A 14,700-nucleotide genomic window follows, 5' to 3' on the forward strand; every position below is an offset into this window, starting at 1 on the left:
CTCGAGTCACCGGCGGTCGGACGAGCCGTCGCCGTCAGTCTGGTTCTCCGGCGGCCATCCGGGTGCCGACCAGTCACGCGGAGCCCCGTAATCGGGCCGCGTGCCGTGCGTGGACTGACCGTTCGGGGCGGCAGGCGGTGTCGTCCCCGGGTACAGGTAGCCCTGGCCTGCCTGTGGCTGTGGTCCGGTGGCCGGCTGCCCGCCCGCAGGTTGCCCGTACGACGGCTGCCCAGCCGGAGGCTGCCCGTACTGGGCAGGAGCACCGTACGCAGGCGGCTGCTGCGGGTACGTCTGTCCGTCGTACGCGGGCAGCGGCTGGTACTCAGGCGCCTGCTGGTACTGGGGAGCCTGGTACTGGGGCGGCTGATTCTGCGGCGCCTGGTACTGGGGCGGCTGATTCTGCGGAACCGGTGCGACGGGCTCTGCAGGCTTCGGCGGCCATTCCTCCCCACGCTCGACTGCCAGCTCACCCGGCGTCTTGATCGGCGGCTTGGTGCTAGGCGTGCGGTCGCCGAAGACGTCGAACTTGGTGATCCGCGGACGTTTCACGACGCCTTCGAGGATCTCTTCGAGATCCTTGCGGAGCAGCGTCTCCTTCTCAAGGAGAGCGCCCGCGAGAACGTCGAGGACGTCACGGTTCTCGTCGAGGATGGCCCACGCCTCGGTGTGGGCCGCCTCGATGAGGTCACGGACCTCGGCGTCGATTTCGGCCGCCACGCCGGACGAGTAGTCCACGCTGTTGCCCATCCCGCGCCCGAGGAACGGGTCGCCCTGTTCCTGGCCGTAACGGACGGCGCCGAGCTTGGCGCTCATTCCGTACTCGGTGACCATGGCGCGCGAGATCTTGGTGGCCTGATCGATGTCAGAGCTCGCTCCGGTGGTCGGTTCGTGGAACACGAGTTCCTCCGCGGCCCGACCGCCCATCGCCATCACCAGACGCGCAAGCATCTCCGAGCGGGTCATCAGTTCCTTGTCCTGCTCGGGCACGGCGAGCGCGTGTCCGCCGGTCTTGCCTCGGGCCAGGATGGTGACCTTGTAGATCGGGTCCAGATCCGGCATCGCCCACGCGGCGAGCGTGTGACCGCTCTCGTGGTAGGCGACGACCTTCTTCTCGTGCTCGCTGATGATGCGGCTCTTGCGACGCGGTCCGCCGATCACGCGGTCGACCGCCTCTTCGAGCGCCTCGCCGGTGATGACGTTCTTGTGCTCACGGGCGGTGAGCAGTGCGGCCTCGTTGATGACGTTCGCGAGATCCGCGCCCGACATGCCGGGCGTGCGCTTGCCGAGACCGTCGAGGTCGGCGTCGGGCGCGATCGGCTTGCCCTTGGCGTGCACGGCGAGGATGGCTCGACGGCCCGCGATGTCCGGGTTCGAGACGGGGATCTGACGGTCGAAGCGGCCGGGCCGCAGCAACGCCGGATCGAGGATGTCGGGACGGTTGGTCGCGGCCATCACGATGACGCCGGACCGGTCGCCGAATCCATCCATCTCGACGAGCAGCTGGTTCAGCGTCTGCTCGCGCTCGTCGTGACCGCCACCCATGCCTGCGCCGCGCTGGCGTCCGACGGCGTCGATCTCGTCGACGAAGATGATGCAGGGACTGTTCTCCTTGGCCTGTTCGAACAGGTCACGGACACGCGACGCACCGACACCGACGAACATCTCGACGAAGTCGGAGCCGGAGATCGTGTAGAACGGCACGCCCGCCTCGCCCGCCACTGCGCGCGCGAGGAGCGTTTTGCCGGTTCCCGGCGGACCGTAGAGCAGGACGCCCTTCGGGATCTTCGCGCCCAACGCCTGGTAGCGGGCCGGGTTCTGCAGGAAGTCGCGGATCTCGTCGAGTTCCTCGACGGCCTCATCGGCGCCGGCGACGTCGGCGAACGTCGTCTTCGGCATGTCCTTGCTGAGCTGCTTGGCCTTCGACTTCCCGAAGCCCATCACGCCGCCGCGTCCACCGCCCTGAGCCCGGTTCATCAGGAAGAAGAACAGGCCGAACAGGATGATCATCGGGAGGACGAAGATCAGGATCGACTGCCAGATCCCCGAGTCCTTGGTGATGTTCGTCTGGTAGGTCGCCCCCGACTTCTGGGCTGCGGTGAAGATGCGCGACGAGACACCCGACGGGTACTGCGTCGTCACCTTGGTCTGGTCGGCGTCGTCGACCTTGACGGGCTTCTTCAACTCCATCCGGAGTCGTTGTTCGCGGTCGTCGATCTGAATCGACTTCACGTTCTTCGCGTCCAGCTGCGCCATGGCGACGGACGTGTCGACGCCGGTGTATTCACGGTCGGAGTTCCGCATCACGCTCCAACCCCACAGGGCGAGCAGCACCACGGCCACGATGGCGAGGTTTCGGAACAGTTTCTTACGGTTCATGGGTGTGCGCGTGGACCGGTGCGTGAGGTGGCGTACTCGCCGCGCATGGGCACCGGACCTCTAGTCCTTCCCGTCGTTCGACGAATACGAGGCTACCTGTCAACGCTCGGGCGACCCGCGGTGTTCCCGGCGACGCCAGATCAGGACGAGTAGACGTCCGGATGCAGGGTGCCGATGTACGGCAGATCGCGGTACCGCTCGGCGTAGTCGAGTCCGTATCCGACGACGAACTCGTTGCCGATGTCGAAGCCGACGTCTGCCACGTCGATCACGGCGCGCATCGCATCCGGCTTGCGCAGCAGGGTGACCACTTCGAGTGACCGCGGTGAACGGGTCGCGAGATTCTTCATCAGCCACGACAACGTGAGTCCGGAGTCGATGACGTCTTCGACGATCAGAACGTCACGCCCCGCGATGTCCCGGTCGAGGTCCTTGAGGATGCGGACCACACCGGACGACGACGTCGACGAGCCGTAACTGGAGACCGCCATGAACTCCATCTGCGACGGGATCGGCAGTGCACGAGCGAAATCGGTCATGAACATGATCGCGCCCTTGAGGACACCGATCAGGACGAGGTCTTCGTCCGCGTCCTTGTACCGTTCGCCGACGGCCTGAGCCATCTCGACCGTGCGTGCATGAATCTGCTCACGGCTGATCAGGACGGACTCGATGTCTCCGCCGTAACCGCTGTCTGAACCCAAGGCGTTGTCGTCACGTGCCACGTCTCTAGCTTGTCACGCCGACCATCGGTGCGGCACATCGGCACCGATCCGATCGATCGAAGGCTGCAAATACCACTGATTCAGAGAATCAGAAGTCTCTTCCATCACAGTTGTCACAACTTTGCCGAAAGCGAGGAATCCATCATGTTTCGTGTGGCACGTTCAGACGACACTCCGCGCTCTCGTGCGCGCTCCATCATTGAAATGAGGCCCATGCCCACCCCAAGGCTCAACCGTGTCCGAATCACGGTCATCACGCTCATCGCAGCCGTTCTGACCATCCCCCTCGTCGCCGGACCGGCCGCAGCAGCACCCGCGAACACCCCTGTCCGAGCCACCGTTCAGGCGAACCAGAACGACGTCGTCGTCCGTATCGCGGACGGGTCGCTCACCGTCGAATCCGGTTCGCTCGTCGTCCGCGACGCGGCCGGGTCCGTACTCGAAACGGTCCCCCTCGCATACCTGAACACTGACAAGCGCGCGTACCCGATCGATGCGACGGTGAAGGGCCGTACCGCCACCCTGGTCCCGTCGACCGACGTCACCCGTTCGGTCGCCGCTCCGGCGCGGGTCCGGAACGCGGCCGAGGTCCGACAGTCGGTGGCTGACGAGAAGCAACTCTGCGGCCCGCAGACACGCAAGCAGCGCGATCTGGAGGCACTCAATCGGATGAACTCCGAGCTGGCGACGGCCACCACCATCGGCGGTCTCGCCGGCGCGGTGATCGGCGCGGTCGTCGGTCTTGTCGGCGGCCCGCTCGCTTTTGCGGGCGCAGCGATCGGCGTTGTCGTCGGCGTCGGACTCGGCCTCGGCGGCGCCGCCGTGGCAGGCACCTTCACCCGCTACTTCGACACCATCCACTCGAAGTTCAAGCCGAAGTTCTGCAAGGTCACCTAGCGGCACGCTCGACGACGAGCACTCCGGCCCGTCTGGTCACGACCAGGCGGGCCTCGTCGTCTCCCCCGACTGCGATCGGCCCCTGTCCGCGCCAGTCGGAGACCAGAGCGTCGACGGCCGTGACATTTCGGTGCGACGGCGTCTCGATCCCCCGCCGCTGAAGCCAGAAACGCACCGCACGGGTGCGAACGGCAGGTGGCGCGTCTCCGATGTCGCCCACCGCGAGCCCCTCGTCCACCTGCCGGTCGAGGAGGCTCTCAGCGAACCCGTCGAGGGCGTCGGAGTCGGCGGTGAGCTGATCAGCGGTGCGCGCGAGGGCTTCGGCGACCCCGGACGCCAGCACGTCCTCGAGCAACGGGAGCACTTCGGTGCGCACCCTGACGCGTGTGAACCGCGGATCGTCGTTGTGCGGGTCGTCCCACACCGGCAGCCCCCAGCCCGCGCACGCGGCAACGGTCTGCGCGCGACGGATGCCGAGCAGTGGGCGCCCCCAGGGGGACGACCACGGCCGCATTCCCGCGAGCGACCTGCCGCCCGATCCGCGTCCGAGACCGAGGAGAACGGTTTCGGCCTGATCGTCGAGGGTGTGGCCGAGCAGGACCGGCCTGCCGTCGCGCCCCGCCCGCAGCGCGGCGTAGCGCGCCGTCCGGGCAGCCGCTTCGAGCCCTCCGCCGCCGTCGACAGTCACTCGGCGGACCTCGGCGGTCGCCCCCAGCTTCCTGGCCGTGGCCGCAGCCGTTTCGGCGACGACATCGGATCCGGTCTGCAGGCCGTGATCGACGACGATCGCGTGGACGTCCAGTCCCGCGCGTGCCGCACCCGCTGTCAACGCGAGTGAGTCCGCACCTCCCGACAATGCGACGCAGACGGGACCGCCGTCGAGGTGGGCCGACACGAAGCCGCGGATCGCGCCGATCACGGCGCGTTCCGCGGGGCCGGTCAGAGAACCCTGTCGATCCACTTCGACGGCTCGTCGATCTCGCTCATCTTCGGGAGCGTGTCGGGAGAGGTCCAGACGGTGTTGAACCGCTCCATGCCGACGGTCTCGACGACTTCGTCGACGAACGCCTTGCCGCGCACGTACTGTGCGATCTTCGCGTCCATGCCGATCAGCGCCCTGATGAGCCGCTGCAGCGGATTGCGCGGCGCACTGCGCCTCGCATCGAATCCGGCGCGGATCTGCTCCACGGTGGGAACGTGGGCTGGTCCGACGGCGTCCATCACGTGATCTGCGTGCCCTTCGAGGAGAGTCCCGAGCACCAGGACGCGCTCGAACGCTTCGAACTGTTCCGGCGACTGCAGCAGCTGCATGACTCCGACCATGCCCTTCTCGCGGGGCTTCCCGCTCCGCGCCGCCTCGGTGACGCGTGCGAGGACCTCGGTCACCGAGTCCTCGTCGCCGCCCGCGAGTCCGCTGACGTTCTCGCGCATGTAGCCGGTGAGCCAGGGGTTGGCGGAGAACTGCACGCGGTGGGTCACCTCGTGCAGGCACACCCACAGCCGGAAGTCGGACGGCACTGCGCGGAGCTGCCGTTCGACCGCGATGATGTTGGGCGCCACCAGCAGCAGCACTCCGGGTTCACCGGTGTCGGGGTCGGTGCTGAACGGGTCGTACTGCCCGAGAATCGCGCCCGAGAGGAACGCCAGCAGACCGCCGGCCTGGACACCTGCGATCTTCGCTCCCAGCCCCGTCTCGGGTTGCGGGTCGTCAGTCAGCATCGCAGGCATGGACCGCGACGCCGCGTCGATCCATCCGGCGCGGTCGACGATGCGCGCCGTCGGCACGCGCAGTCCGTCGGCGAGTCCGGTGACCTCCCGGACCGGGCCCTCCGCGCGCACTGCGGCGGCCGCCAGTTCGGCGCGCGCCTGGTCCATCGTGTAGCGGGTCACGCGCGGCCCCGGCCGCGCCACTCGTCGCCCGATCGAGGCCGCGAGCTCCCAGTCCACGCCGACAGTGAGCGCAGACGTCTCGGCGGTGACGATCGATTCGTCCCGGGTGGTCTCGGCCATGTCGTGGCTCCTGGTCTGTGGGTCGGTCATGTCAACTCCGGCATCCGCATTCGCGGAGCGCGCCGGCGACGGTGTCTATCGCGGGCCGCGCGTCGGCCGGTGAGGTGCCGCCCGACATCAATGCGAACGACAGCACTCGACCATCGACGGTCTGCACTATTCCGGTCAACGACGTGACGCCTGTCAATGTTCCGGTCTTCGCACGCACCCATCCCGCACCGGGCATCTCGTCCGGATCGAATCGGTCGGCGAGCGTTCCGGTGCCATGCGCCACTGGAAGCGTGTCGAGGAGCGATCGCAGCTTCGGCGAGTTGTCGCCGCCCACTGTCGCGCCCATCACTGCGTCGAGAACACCGGCAGGCACCTTGTCCGCGTACGACAGTCCGGACAGGTCGGACAGCTTCACGTCGTCTACGTCGAACCCCGCGGTGCGCAGGGCCTTCAGGACGGCGTCCACACCGCCGCTTGTGCTCGCCTCGCCGCCGGTCGCTGCGGCGAGCTCGACACCGAGCATCTCGGCGAGCACGTTGTCGCTGAACCGCATCATGTCGCCGACCCGCACGGAGAGCGGAGCAGATTTCACCGACGCGATGGTCCGAGCGCCCGCCGGGGCGTCGACCTCGGTGACTGGACTGTGCACGCCGAGCGCGTCGGCGAGTGCACGGCCTGCCTCTTCCGCAGGCTGATCGGTACGCGGCGAGTACTCGTCCAGCGGATCGCGGCGGCCGGCGTCGACCATCAGCGACGTCAGCGGGGTGATGTCCCCGCCCTCGATGTCTCGACGATCCCACGTGCGAACCATCGACGGTCCGGTGAAGCCCGGCGTCGCGAACGCCACCGAGGTGACCTCCACTCCGGACCGTTTGATCTGCGTCGCCAGGTCGGAGATGCGACCGGGATCCGAGTAGAACGTCTGCTCCCCGTCGCCGGAGGTGAGTGTCGGATCGCCCGCACCGACGAGAATCGCCTGGCCGTCGTCGCCGAGGACGACGTTCGTAGTGATCCGCTTGTCATGGGGAAGCGTCATCAGGACCGCCGCCGCGGTGAGGATCTTCGCATTCGACGCGGGGGTCCGCGCTTCGTCGGCGTCACGACTCCACAACACCTTGCCGGTCAGCGGGTCGGTGACCTGCCCGGTGAACTCACCGAGTGCATCGGCCCGCGACGGCTTCGACAGCACCGCGCGGACACCGGCTGCCGTCGGTGCGGGTGCAGTCTCGGACACGGCTGTGATCACCTGGTCGACGGTGACCGCGGCCGGCTGCGCGGGGGTTCCGTCCGGCACGGGGTCCGGTCGCTGCGTGTAGGACCACCAGCCCGCCGTTCCGCCGCCTGCGAGCAGTGCGACGAGCAGCAGGATCAGCGTGATGCGCAAGCCTTTTCGGGACTTCCGAGTGGGCTCGCCCGTCGGCGGGATCACGGTCGGCGGGATGCGCGAAGCCACGGAACCTCCGGTCTGGGAAATACAGGGGACGGAACTAACAGTATCGTTGGAGGCCGTCGCACGTGTTTTCCACCGGCGCTGGGCCCACACGCTTTGATGCAGGGTCCCACACACGAGATGAAGGAGTGAACGCATGGAGTTCGAGGTCACCGTCGAGATCCCCAAGGGCGCACGCAACAAGTACGAAGTCGATCACGAGACGGGCAAGGTCTACCTGGACCGCTACCTGTACACGTCGATGGGCTACCCGGCCGACTACGGCTACATCGACCACACCCTCGGCGAGGACGGCGACCCGCTCGACGCGATGGTCCTGCTCCCCGAGTCGGTATACCCCGGCGTCATCGTCAAGGCGCGCATCGTCGCGATGTACACGATGACCGATGAGGCAGGCGGCGACGACAAGCTGCTCGCGGTGCCCGCAGGCGACCCGCGGTGGGACCACATCCAGGACGTCGGGGACGTCAACGAGTTCGAGCTCAAGGCCATCGCGCACTTCTTCGAGCGCTACAAGGACCTCGAGCCCGGTAAGTCCGTCACCCCGGGCGGTTGGGTCGGCAAGGACGAGGCGATCAAGGTCGCCGAGGCCGCTGTCGCCCGCTACCAGGGCTGACACTCCTCCCGAGATACACCAAGACGCCGCGAACCACTGAGGTTCGCGGCGTCTTTCTTCTCACTCGGCGGCCAGAACCTCTGCGGGTTCGGATTCCTTCTTCGGGCCACCGCGAAGAGGCACTTCAGTCCAGGTGATGGTGCCGATGATCGCGAGCAGCGACAGAATCGACACCGACAGGAACACCTTGTCCATCGAGTCCGCAAAACCCTGCTTGATCGGGTGCGAGATGCCGTGAGGCAGCCGTTCGATGATCGTCGTGTCCTTCATCAGCCCATCGCTGTCGCCTCCGCCGGCTTCCGGGTTCTTGGCGGACGCGATGAGGCCCTTGCCGAATGCCGCCACGTCGGGGTCGTCGCTCTGCGCGGCTTCGACCACCGCCTGCTGAAACTCCGGGGCTCCGGCGGCGGCACGCATCTCGTCGGAGATGTTGGTTCCCATCGTCGAGAACAGCAGCGAGAAGAACACCGCCACGCCGAGCGTTCCACCGATCTGACGGAAGAACGTCGCCGTTCCGGTCGCCATGCCGACGTCGCGCATCGGCAGGATGTTCTGCATCGCGAGCATCATCGGCTGCATCAGGTTGCCGAGGCCGAAGCCGAGGCCGAACGCCGCGAGCATCACCAGGTACAGCGGTGTCTCGGTGCTGAGGTAGTGCAGGAGGAACGCCATCGTGGTGATCAGGATCGAGCCGATGATCGGGAACTTCTTGTAGTGCCCGCTCCGGGAGATCAACTGGCCCGACAGGATCGAGGCGCTCATCATGCCGAGGACCATCGGCAGCATCTGCAGACCGGCCATCATCGGGCTCGAACCGCGAAGCACCTGGAAGTACTGCGGCAGCATGGAGATGCCGCCGAACATCACGGCGCCGACCACCAATGAGATGAAGACGCCCTGCGTGAACACTCGGTTCTTGAACACGCGCAGCGGGATGATCGCCTCGTCACCCATCCGGGATTCGACGAGCACGAACAGCGCGATGCCGATGAGGCCGACGGCGTAGCAGATCATCGAGTTGGTCGACGTCCATCCCCAGGTGCGGCCTTGCTCGGCCACGATCAGGAGCGGAGTGACGGCCACGGCGACGGTCGCCGCACCCCAGTAGTCCGTGCGGTGTCCGACGAGCTTCTGCTGCGGGTAGTTCAGGACCTTGTAGACGACGACGAGTGCGATCAGGCCGATCGGCACGTTCACCAGGAACACCCAGCGCCACCCGGACACACCGAGGATCGAATCGGCTCCGGCGAACAGGCCGCCGAGCACCGGCCCCAGGACGCTCGAGGTGCCGAAGACGGCGAGGAAGTAGCCCTGGTACTTGGCTCGTTCCAGCGGCGGAACGATGTCGGCGATCGTGGTGAGCGCCAACGTGAACAGACCTCCGGCTCCGAGACCCTGCAGTGCGCGGAATCCGGCGAGCTCGTACATCGACGTCGCCATGCTGCACGCGAGGGAGCCGATCACGAAGATCGTGATGGCCACCAGGAAGAACGGCTTGCGTCCGTAGATGTCGGACACCTTGCCGTACAGCGGCGTCACGACGGTCGACGTCACGAGATAGGCAGTGGTGACCCACGCCTGCATGTCGTAACCGTTGAGGTCGTCGGCAATGGTGCGAATGGCCGTCGACACGATCGTCTGGTCGAGCGCGGCCAGGAACATGCCGATCATCAGGCCGGCCATCACCGTGAGGATCTGGCGGTGTGTCAGACCCTTTCCGGGGAAGTCGGCCGAAGCTGCGGAGGTCATCGGGCTTCTCCTTTCTCACTACAGGGATCGATGCGGTCTTCCACCGCGTCGACGAATCGGGTCAGCAGAGCTGAGAAGGTGTCGAACTCTTCGTCGGACCAGTCGGCCACCATCTCGCCGACCACCTGGCGACGACGTGCGCCGAGTTCGCGGACTCTGACGTGACCTTCGTCGGTGAGGATCAAGCGGAACGCGCGGCCGTCTGCGGGATCCGGTTCTCGCCGAACGAATCCTTCGGAGACGAGCTTGGCGACATGCCGGCTGGTGGTGGACGGGTCGGCGGCCATCGCCGCGGCGAGTTCACTCGCGCGCATGGGGCCGTGTTTGAGGACGAACAGCCCACGGTAGGCCGCTGTCTCGACTTCGCCTTCCGGTGAGCGGAACGACGTGTGAATGCCCCGGTCGCGGAGTCTGATGAATCGCCCCAGCGCGAGGAACACCTCGTCGATGCATTCGGGCGCGGGCATGGTTCGACTCCAATTACTTGCGTTGTGCAACTAAGTTCAGGTCCACCAGCATGCGCTCGCCGAGATCAGCTAGCAACTCGGCGATAGCCGCCCAATCCCACGGAACGGATGAAACGGCGAAGCGTCTACGATCAGTTGACTCGAAACACTGAGCACGCGAAAGGCCAACAATGACGGATCCGTGGCAGCACACGACACCGCAGCATCCGAAGTCGCGGACCGCCCTGATCGTCATCGGAGTCCTGGCCGCCGCACTGCTCGTGTCGGGAGGTCTGATCGCAACCCTGCAACCGTGGAACAGCAAGTCCGACGACGACTCCGCCACGTCAGACACGTCAGACACATCGACGTCTTTGATTCCACCTTCGCCCACGCCGACAGTCACCGATCGCACGCTGTCGCTGGAGTACGGCGTCACGGCAACCCTGCGCCTCCACGAAGATTGGAAGACTGTACCTGTCACCATCGGAGCGAAGCCGGACAACGCCTTCGCGGTCGTACGCGCTGATGATCCGCGGACTACTGCGGAGTTGCAGAAGGACATCTCGATGGCGGATCGAGCCGAAGGCATCAGCGACCTCGGCCTCGACGTCGCGTTCTTGAATGCAGGATTGTGCCCCGAGAACGTCGCGGCGCTGCCAGTCGGCGGCTTTGACTTCCTCGATATCAAAGTGACCGACAAGGTCGGGTTCCACGCGAAGGTGAGCAAGGGCATCATGCGCGTCGACTCGACGTACTGCATCCGCCTCGACAGCGGCGCCGCCGATCCGACAGCGGCCCCGCTATCAACTCCTGCCATCGACCTGGCCAGGACATTCAGCGAGAACGGGACACTGACCGCGCGCCGTTAGCGCCGCCGGAACGACGCGACCCTCCCCGCTCAGTGAGCGGGGAGGGTCGCGTTTGGAGAAAGTCAGGCCAGTTCCGCCAGAGCGTTGAGAAGGCGATCGACGTCGTCGGACGTGGTGCCCACACCGAAGCTGGCGCGGACGGCGCCGTCCGGATGACCCAGCTTGGCCAGGAGCGGGTGCGCGCAGAACTTGCCGTCGCGAACGCCGATGCCGCGACTGCTCAAATGCTCGGCCACAGCACGAGGCGTGTGGCCGACGACAGTGAAACTCGCGATGGCGACCCGGTCGAGGCCGTCGTCGAACGCGCGGAGCGGACGCACGTGCGGGAGCGCTGCGAGACCCGCGTCGAGGCGGCGGATCAGCACGTCGTCGTGAGCCCCGATGTTCTCGAAGCCGACTCGGCGCAGTTCGTCGGCCGCCGCGGCGATGGAGACGGCGCCGAGCACGTTCGGCGAACCGGCCTCGTGCCGAGCGGCCCCGGCATGCCATGCGACGTCGTCGATCGAGACGTCGGCGCTCGCTCCCCCGCCTGCGAGGTAGGGAGGTGCGCTGTCGAGCCAATCCGGACGACCTACGAGCACTCCCGCGCCGAACGGCGCGTACACCTTGTGGCCGGAGAACACCAGGTAGTCGATGCCGAAGCTCGCTATCGACACCCCGCGGTGCGCCACCAGCTGAGCCGCGTCGACGAGAATTCTGGCCCCGTGGCGATGCGCCAAACCTGCGAGGCGTGCGAGCGGGAGCACCTCGCCGGTCACGTTCGACGCAGCGGTGACGGCGAGGAGCGCAGCGGGCGCCGACGCGAGTTCGTCCTCGAGAGCGGCGAGCGTGGCGTCGATCGTCGACTGCGATTCGACGATGCGGGCCCGACCGGTGCGCGTCCACGGCAGCAGGTTGGCGTGATGCTCGATGTCGAGGACGACCACGTCGCCCGGCACGATCGATGCGGCGAGGTTGATCGAGTCGGTGGTGTTGCGGGTGAACACGACGGTGTCGTCCGCACGACCGCCGACAAACGTCCGGACCGTTTCTCTGGCCTGCTCGTAGCGGGCCGTCGTGACCTGCGACAGGTGACCTGCACCGCGGTGCACGCTCGCGTACTCCGCGAGCGCACCCGCGAGTCGATCCGCGACTGCGGTCAACGCGGGAGCAGACGCCGCGTAGTCGAGATTGGCGTACGCGACGCCCCCGGAGTGTCCGGTAGCGGGCACCGTGACATCGGCGCCCACCACCGGGGCCAGAGCGAGAACAGAGGCAGGACGGCACACGGGCGCGTCGAGAACAGCGGTCATGGTGAAGACTCCTTGAAAATCGCGCTTGCCGCGCACTCCTTGCGCGCGGCCAGGTCGTCACCCGGAGCACCCCACCGCGGAGGAGGGTTGCCGACCAGCTAGCCGGGGCTTGTCGCTGATACTCGTGACCTGCCGACCACTATCCGCGGCCTCGTGGGTGCAGACGAGGGTTTGGCGCGCGGTGGTTTCAACTTCCGGGTCATTCGTTCACTCGTCGCCGACTCCTCCCCGCCTCAGTCGACAGATAGAGTCGTCAGCAGACACTTCGGGCATCGCCCGACCACGATGGAAGGCCCGACCCCGTGACGTATCCGCAGGACCCGCGCTTCGGCCACCCTGGCAGCCCGGCGGACCCGCGCGCACGGCCGGGCTTCGGCGGTCCGGCGGCGCAGGCGCCCCGTCAGTACACGCCTCCCCAATACGCACCTCCGCAGTACGGGCAGCAACCCCCGCAGTTCGGCCCGGCGCAGTTCGGCCCGCCCAATCAGTTCGGCCCACCCAACCCGTTCGGGTACCCGCCGCTTCCGAAGAAGTCGCGGACCGGGCTGATCGTCGGCCTCACCGCGCTGGTCGCGGTGATCGGCGTCGGGGTCGGCGTACTCATCTGGCAGCCACGGAAGTCCGAGGCAGAATCCGGCCCGCACACCGAGACCGCGATGCTCAACGACAGCATCGCCCTCACCGTCGAAGTCCCGGAGGGGTGGACGCTCACCACCGGCACCATTGAGGACAAGAACGTGACGATGATCGTCCCCGACTCCGAGACCCGCTCCCCGGACCAGATCGACTCCGACGGAAAGTCGCTCGCCAGCGGCGGCCGAGGCGTACCGATCCACGCGCTCATCGCCCGATCCGGGACGTGCCCGCGCGACGAGTCCCTGCAATTGGGCACGTGGACGCAGGACGTCGACAACAGCTCGTCGCATGCCAAGGCATCGCGCCGCGGTGCGACCACCCGGGTCGACGACACACACTGTGTCCGCGTGGTCGGCGTCGATTTTGCGCACTCTGCGGACACGCTCAGCACGGAGGCGTCCGAACTGCTTCCCGAACTCGTCAACAAAGAGAAGATCACCGCCGCCCGCGCGGTCTGACCTGCACACCATCTGCGAACGGAGACTTCACATGGGCATCATCGGCAAGATGCGTGGCGAACTCGTCGACATCATCGAATGGGTCGACGACTCGCGTTCCACCCTCGCGTGGCGCTTCCCGCGCTACAACAACGAGATCAAGAACGGCGCTCAGCTGATCGTGCGCGAGGGCCAGCAGGCGGTGTTCGTGTACCGCGGGCAGCTCGCCGACACCTTCGAGCCGGGCCACTACGAGCTGACTTCCGAGAACCTGCCGATCATGAGCACGATCCAGGGGTGGAAGCACGGGTTCAACAGCCCGTTCCGCAGCGAGGTGTACTTCATCAACCGCAGGCCAGTCACCGACCTGCGCTGGGGCACGCCCAACCCGATCACGTTGCGCGATCCCGACTTCGGCATGGTCCAGGTCCGCGCCAACGGACTGTGCGTCATCCGCATCGCCGACCCGGCGATCTTCCTCCGCGAAGTGATCGGCGCCGACAGCCAGGTGAACGCCGACGAGATCGCCGAACTGCTGCGTCGCGTCATCTCCACAGCGTTCTCGGACATGATCCTCGAGACCGGAGTCGGGGCGATCGACCTGCAGGGCAAGCAGGTGGAACTCAGCGACAAGCTCCGCGAATACGTGCAGACCCGCGTCGACGACGAGTACGGACTGGCCATCGAGTCGGTGACGATGAACATCTCGCTGCCCGACGAGATCACCGCCGCGATGACCCGCGGTGTCGCCCGAGGTGTCGAAGAACGCGGCTTCCTCAACAACGTCGGCGACATGAATCGCTTCCAGCAGGGTCGTGCGGGCGACGCCATGCTCGCCGCCGCCCAGAATCCCGGCGGAGGCACCGCGGGCGACATGATGGGCATGGGCGTCGGGATGGCGATGGCCGGGCAGTTCGCCAACCAGTTCAATCAGCAGCAACAGCAGCAGGCGCCTGCCGGGCCGCCACCCGTTCCGTCGGCACAGACGTTCCACGTGGATCAGAACGGCACCGCCGCAGGCCCGTTCACGATCGACCAATTGCGCGGCTCACTCACGCCGACCACACTCGTCTGGTCCCAGGGCATGGCCGGCTGGACGCAGGCGGGCCAAGTTCCGGCACTCGCACCGCTGTTCGCCCCGGCCGGGCCTCCGCCCCTGCCGCCGCAGGCTCCGCCCGCACCCCCTGCGCCCGGGCAGTGACC

The 14,700-nt window shown here is 66.9% G+C and carries 13 protein-coding genes and 1 riboswitch; of the genes, 5 read left to right on the forward strand and 8 right to left on the reverse strand.

Going from position 1 to position 14,700, the window contains the following annotated elements:
* Positions 1-6: 6 nt before the first annotated feature.
* Both ftsH and hpt read right to left on the reverse strand, forming a co-directional pair.
* A complete protein-coding gene (gene ftsH, locus GM1_RS13020; RefSeq protein ID WP_008379500.1) occupies positions 7-2,376 on the reverse strand; it encodes an ATP-dependent zinc metalloprotease FtsH in 2,370 nt (789 codons plus the stop codon).
* Between the two features lie 140 nt (positions 2,377-2,516).
* Entirely contained in the window at positions 2,517-3,101 is a 585-nt protein-coding gene (hpt, locus tag GM1_RS13025) for a hypoxanthine phosphoribosyltransferase (protein ID WP_008379502.1), read from the reverse strand.
* Positions 3,102-3,314: 213 nt separating this feature from the next.
* Here hpt and GM1_RS13030 point away from each other — a divergent pair, with 213 nt between their 5' ends.
* Positions 3,315-3,998: a DUF8020 domain-containing protein gene (locus tag GM1_RS13030; protein ID WP_008379504.1), complete on the forward strand. Its 684-nt coding sequence runs from the start codon at positions 3,315-3,317 to the stop codon at positions 3,996-3,998.
* On the opposite strand, the gene tilS is transcribed toward GM1_RS13030, so the two are convergent.
* From tilS to dacB, 3 genes are read right to left on the reverse strand one after another with little or no spacing between them, the layout of a single operon-like run.
* Complete coding sequence (gene tilS / locus GM1_RS13035) at positions 3,991-4,959, reverse strand: tRNA lysidine(34) synthetase TilS (protein WP_373278344.1); 969 nt, start codon at positions 4,957-4,959, stop codon at positions 3,991-3,993. The genes GM1_RS13030 and tilS overlap by 8 nt on opposite strands.
* Positions 4,938-6,008, reverse strand: a complete 1,071-nt coding sequence (locus GM1_RS13040) for an Rv3626c family coenzyme F420 biosynthesis-associated protein (RefSeq protein ID WP_008379507.1) — start codon at positions 6,006-6,008, stop codon at positions 4,938-4,940. The genes tilS and GM1_RS13040 overlap by 22 nt, the downstream gene beginning before the upstream one ends.
* A gap of 31 nt (positions 6,009-6,039) precedes the next feature.
* Positions 6,040-7,452, reverse strand: a complete 1,413-nt coding sequence (gene dacB, locus GM1_RS13045; RefSeq protein ID WP_008379509.1) for a D-alanyl-D-alanine carboxypeptidase/D-alanyl-D-alanine endopeptidase — start codon at positions 7,450-7,452, stop codon at positions 6,040-6,042.
* 133 nt (positions 7,453-7,585) lie between these two features.
* Here dacB and GM1_RS13050 point away from each other — a divergent pair, with 133 nt between their 5' ends.
* Positions 7,586-8,065 carry an inorganic diphosphatase gene (locus GM1_RS13050; protein ID WP_008379510.1) on the forward strand — a complete coding sequence of 160 codons (480 nt, stop codon included), beginning with the start codon at positions 7,586-7,588 and terminating at the stop codon, positions 8,063-8,065.
* A gap of 60 nt (positions 8,066-8,125) precedes the next feature.
* On the opposite strand, the gene GM1_RS13055 is transcribed toward GM1_RS13050, so the two are convergent.
* Together GM1_RS13055 and GM1_RS13060 are read right to left on the reverse strand one after the other, a co-directional pair.
* A complete protein-coding gene (locus GM1_RS13055; RefSeq protein WP_008379511.1) occupies positions 8,126-9,814 on the reverse strand; it encodes an MDR family MFS transporter in 1,689 nt (562 codons plus the stop codon).
* Positions 9,811-10,281, reverse strand: a complete 471-nt coding sequence (locus GM1_RS13060; RefSeq protein ID WP_008379512.1) for a MarR family winged helix-turn-helix transcriptional regulator — start codon at positions 10,279-10,281, stop codon at positions 9,811-9,813. Before GM1_RS13060 ends, GM1_RS13055 begins: the two co-directional genes overlap by 4 nt.
* A 170-nt stretch (positions 10,282-10,451) precedes the next feature.
* Here GM1_RS13060 and GM1_RS13065 point away from each other — a divergent pair, with 170 nt between their 5' ends.
* Entirely contained in the window at positions 10,452-11,132 is a 681-nt protein-coding gene (locus GM1_RS13065) for a hypothetical protein (protein ID WP_008379513.1), read from the forward strand.
* A 62-nt stretch (positions 11,133-11,194) separates the two neighbouring features.
* Here the strand turns inward: GM1_RS13065 and GM1_RS13070 are convergent, their stop codons facing one another.
* On the reverse strand, positions 11,195-12,424 hold the full coding sequence (locus GM1_RS13070; RefSeq protein WP_008379514.1) for an aminotransferase class V-fold PLP-dependent enzyme: 1,230 nt from the start codon (positions 12,422-12,424) through the stop codon (positions 11,195-11,197).
* A gap of 16 nt (positions 12,425-12,440) precedes the next feature.
* Positions 12,441-12,554: riboswitch (SAM riboswitch) on the reverse strand.
* 172 nt (positions 12,555-12,726) lie between these two features.
* On the opposite strand from GM1_RS13070, the gene GM1_RS13075 reads away from it, so the two are divergent.
* Together GM1_RS13075 and GM1_RS13080 are read left to right on the forward strand one after the other, a co-directional pair.
* The gene (locus GM1_RS13075) at positions 12,727-13,518 is read left to right on the forward strand and encodes a hypothetical protein (protein WP_008379515.1); all 792 of its coding nucleotides are present in this window, start codon (positions 12,727-12,729) and stop codon (positions 13,516-13,518) included.
* A 31-nt stretch (positions 13,519-13,549) separates the two neighbouring features.
* Complete coding sequence (locus GM1_RS13080; protein WP_008379517.1) at positions 13,550-14,698, forward strand: SPFH domain-containing protein; 1,149 nt, start codon at positions 13,550-13,552, stop codon at positions 14,696-14,698.
* Positions 14,699-14,700 lie beyond the last annotated feature (2 nt).

The organism is Gordonia malaquae NBRC 108250, assembly GCF_000344135.1.
GTDB lineage: Bacteria > Actinomycetota > Actinomycetes > Mycobacteriales > Mycobacteriaceae > Gordonia > Gordonia malaquae.

Excerpts from the sequence above, each read along its gene's own strand:
- ftsH (WP_008379500.1), bottom strand. The coding sequence starts at position 2,376 with ATGAACCGTAAGAAACTGTTCCGAAACCTCGCCATCGTGGCCGTGGTG.
- GM1_RS13030 (WP_008379504.1), top strand. The coding sequence starts at position 3,315 with ATGCCCACCCCAAGGCTCAACCGTGTCCGAATCACGGTCATCACGCTC.
- GM1_RS13040 (WP_008379507.1), bottom strand. The coding sequence starts at position 6,008 with ATGGCCGAGACCACCCGGGACGAATCGATCGTCACCGCCGAGACGTCT.
- GM1_RS13050 (WP_008379510.1), top strand. The coding sequence starts at position 7,586 with ATGGAGTTCGAGGTCACCGTCGAGATCCCCAAGGGCGCACGCAACAAG.
- GM1_RS13055 (WP_008379511.1), bottom strand. The coding sequence starts at position 9,814 with ATGACCTCCGCAGCTTCGGCCGACTTCCCCGGAAAGGGTCTGACACAC.
- GM1_RS13060 (WP_008379512.1), bottom strand. The coding sequence starts at position 10,281 with ATGCCCGCGCCCGAATGCATCGACGAGGTGTTCCTCGCGCTGGGGCGA.
- GM1_RS13065 (WP_008379513.1), top strand. The coding sequence starts at position 10,452 with ATGACGGATCCGTGGCAGCACACGACACCGCAGCATCCGAAGTCGCGG.
- GM1_RS13070 (WP_008379514.1), bottom strand. The coding sequence starts at position 12,424 with ATGACCGCTGTTCTCGACGCGCCCGTGTGCCGTCCTGCCTCTGTTCTC.
- GM1_RS13080 (WP_008379517.1), top strand. The coding sequence starts at position 13,550 with ATGGGCATCATCGGCAAGATGCGTGGCGAACTCGTCGACATCATCGAA.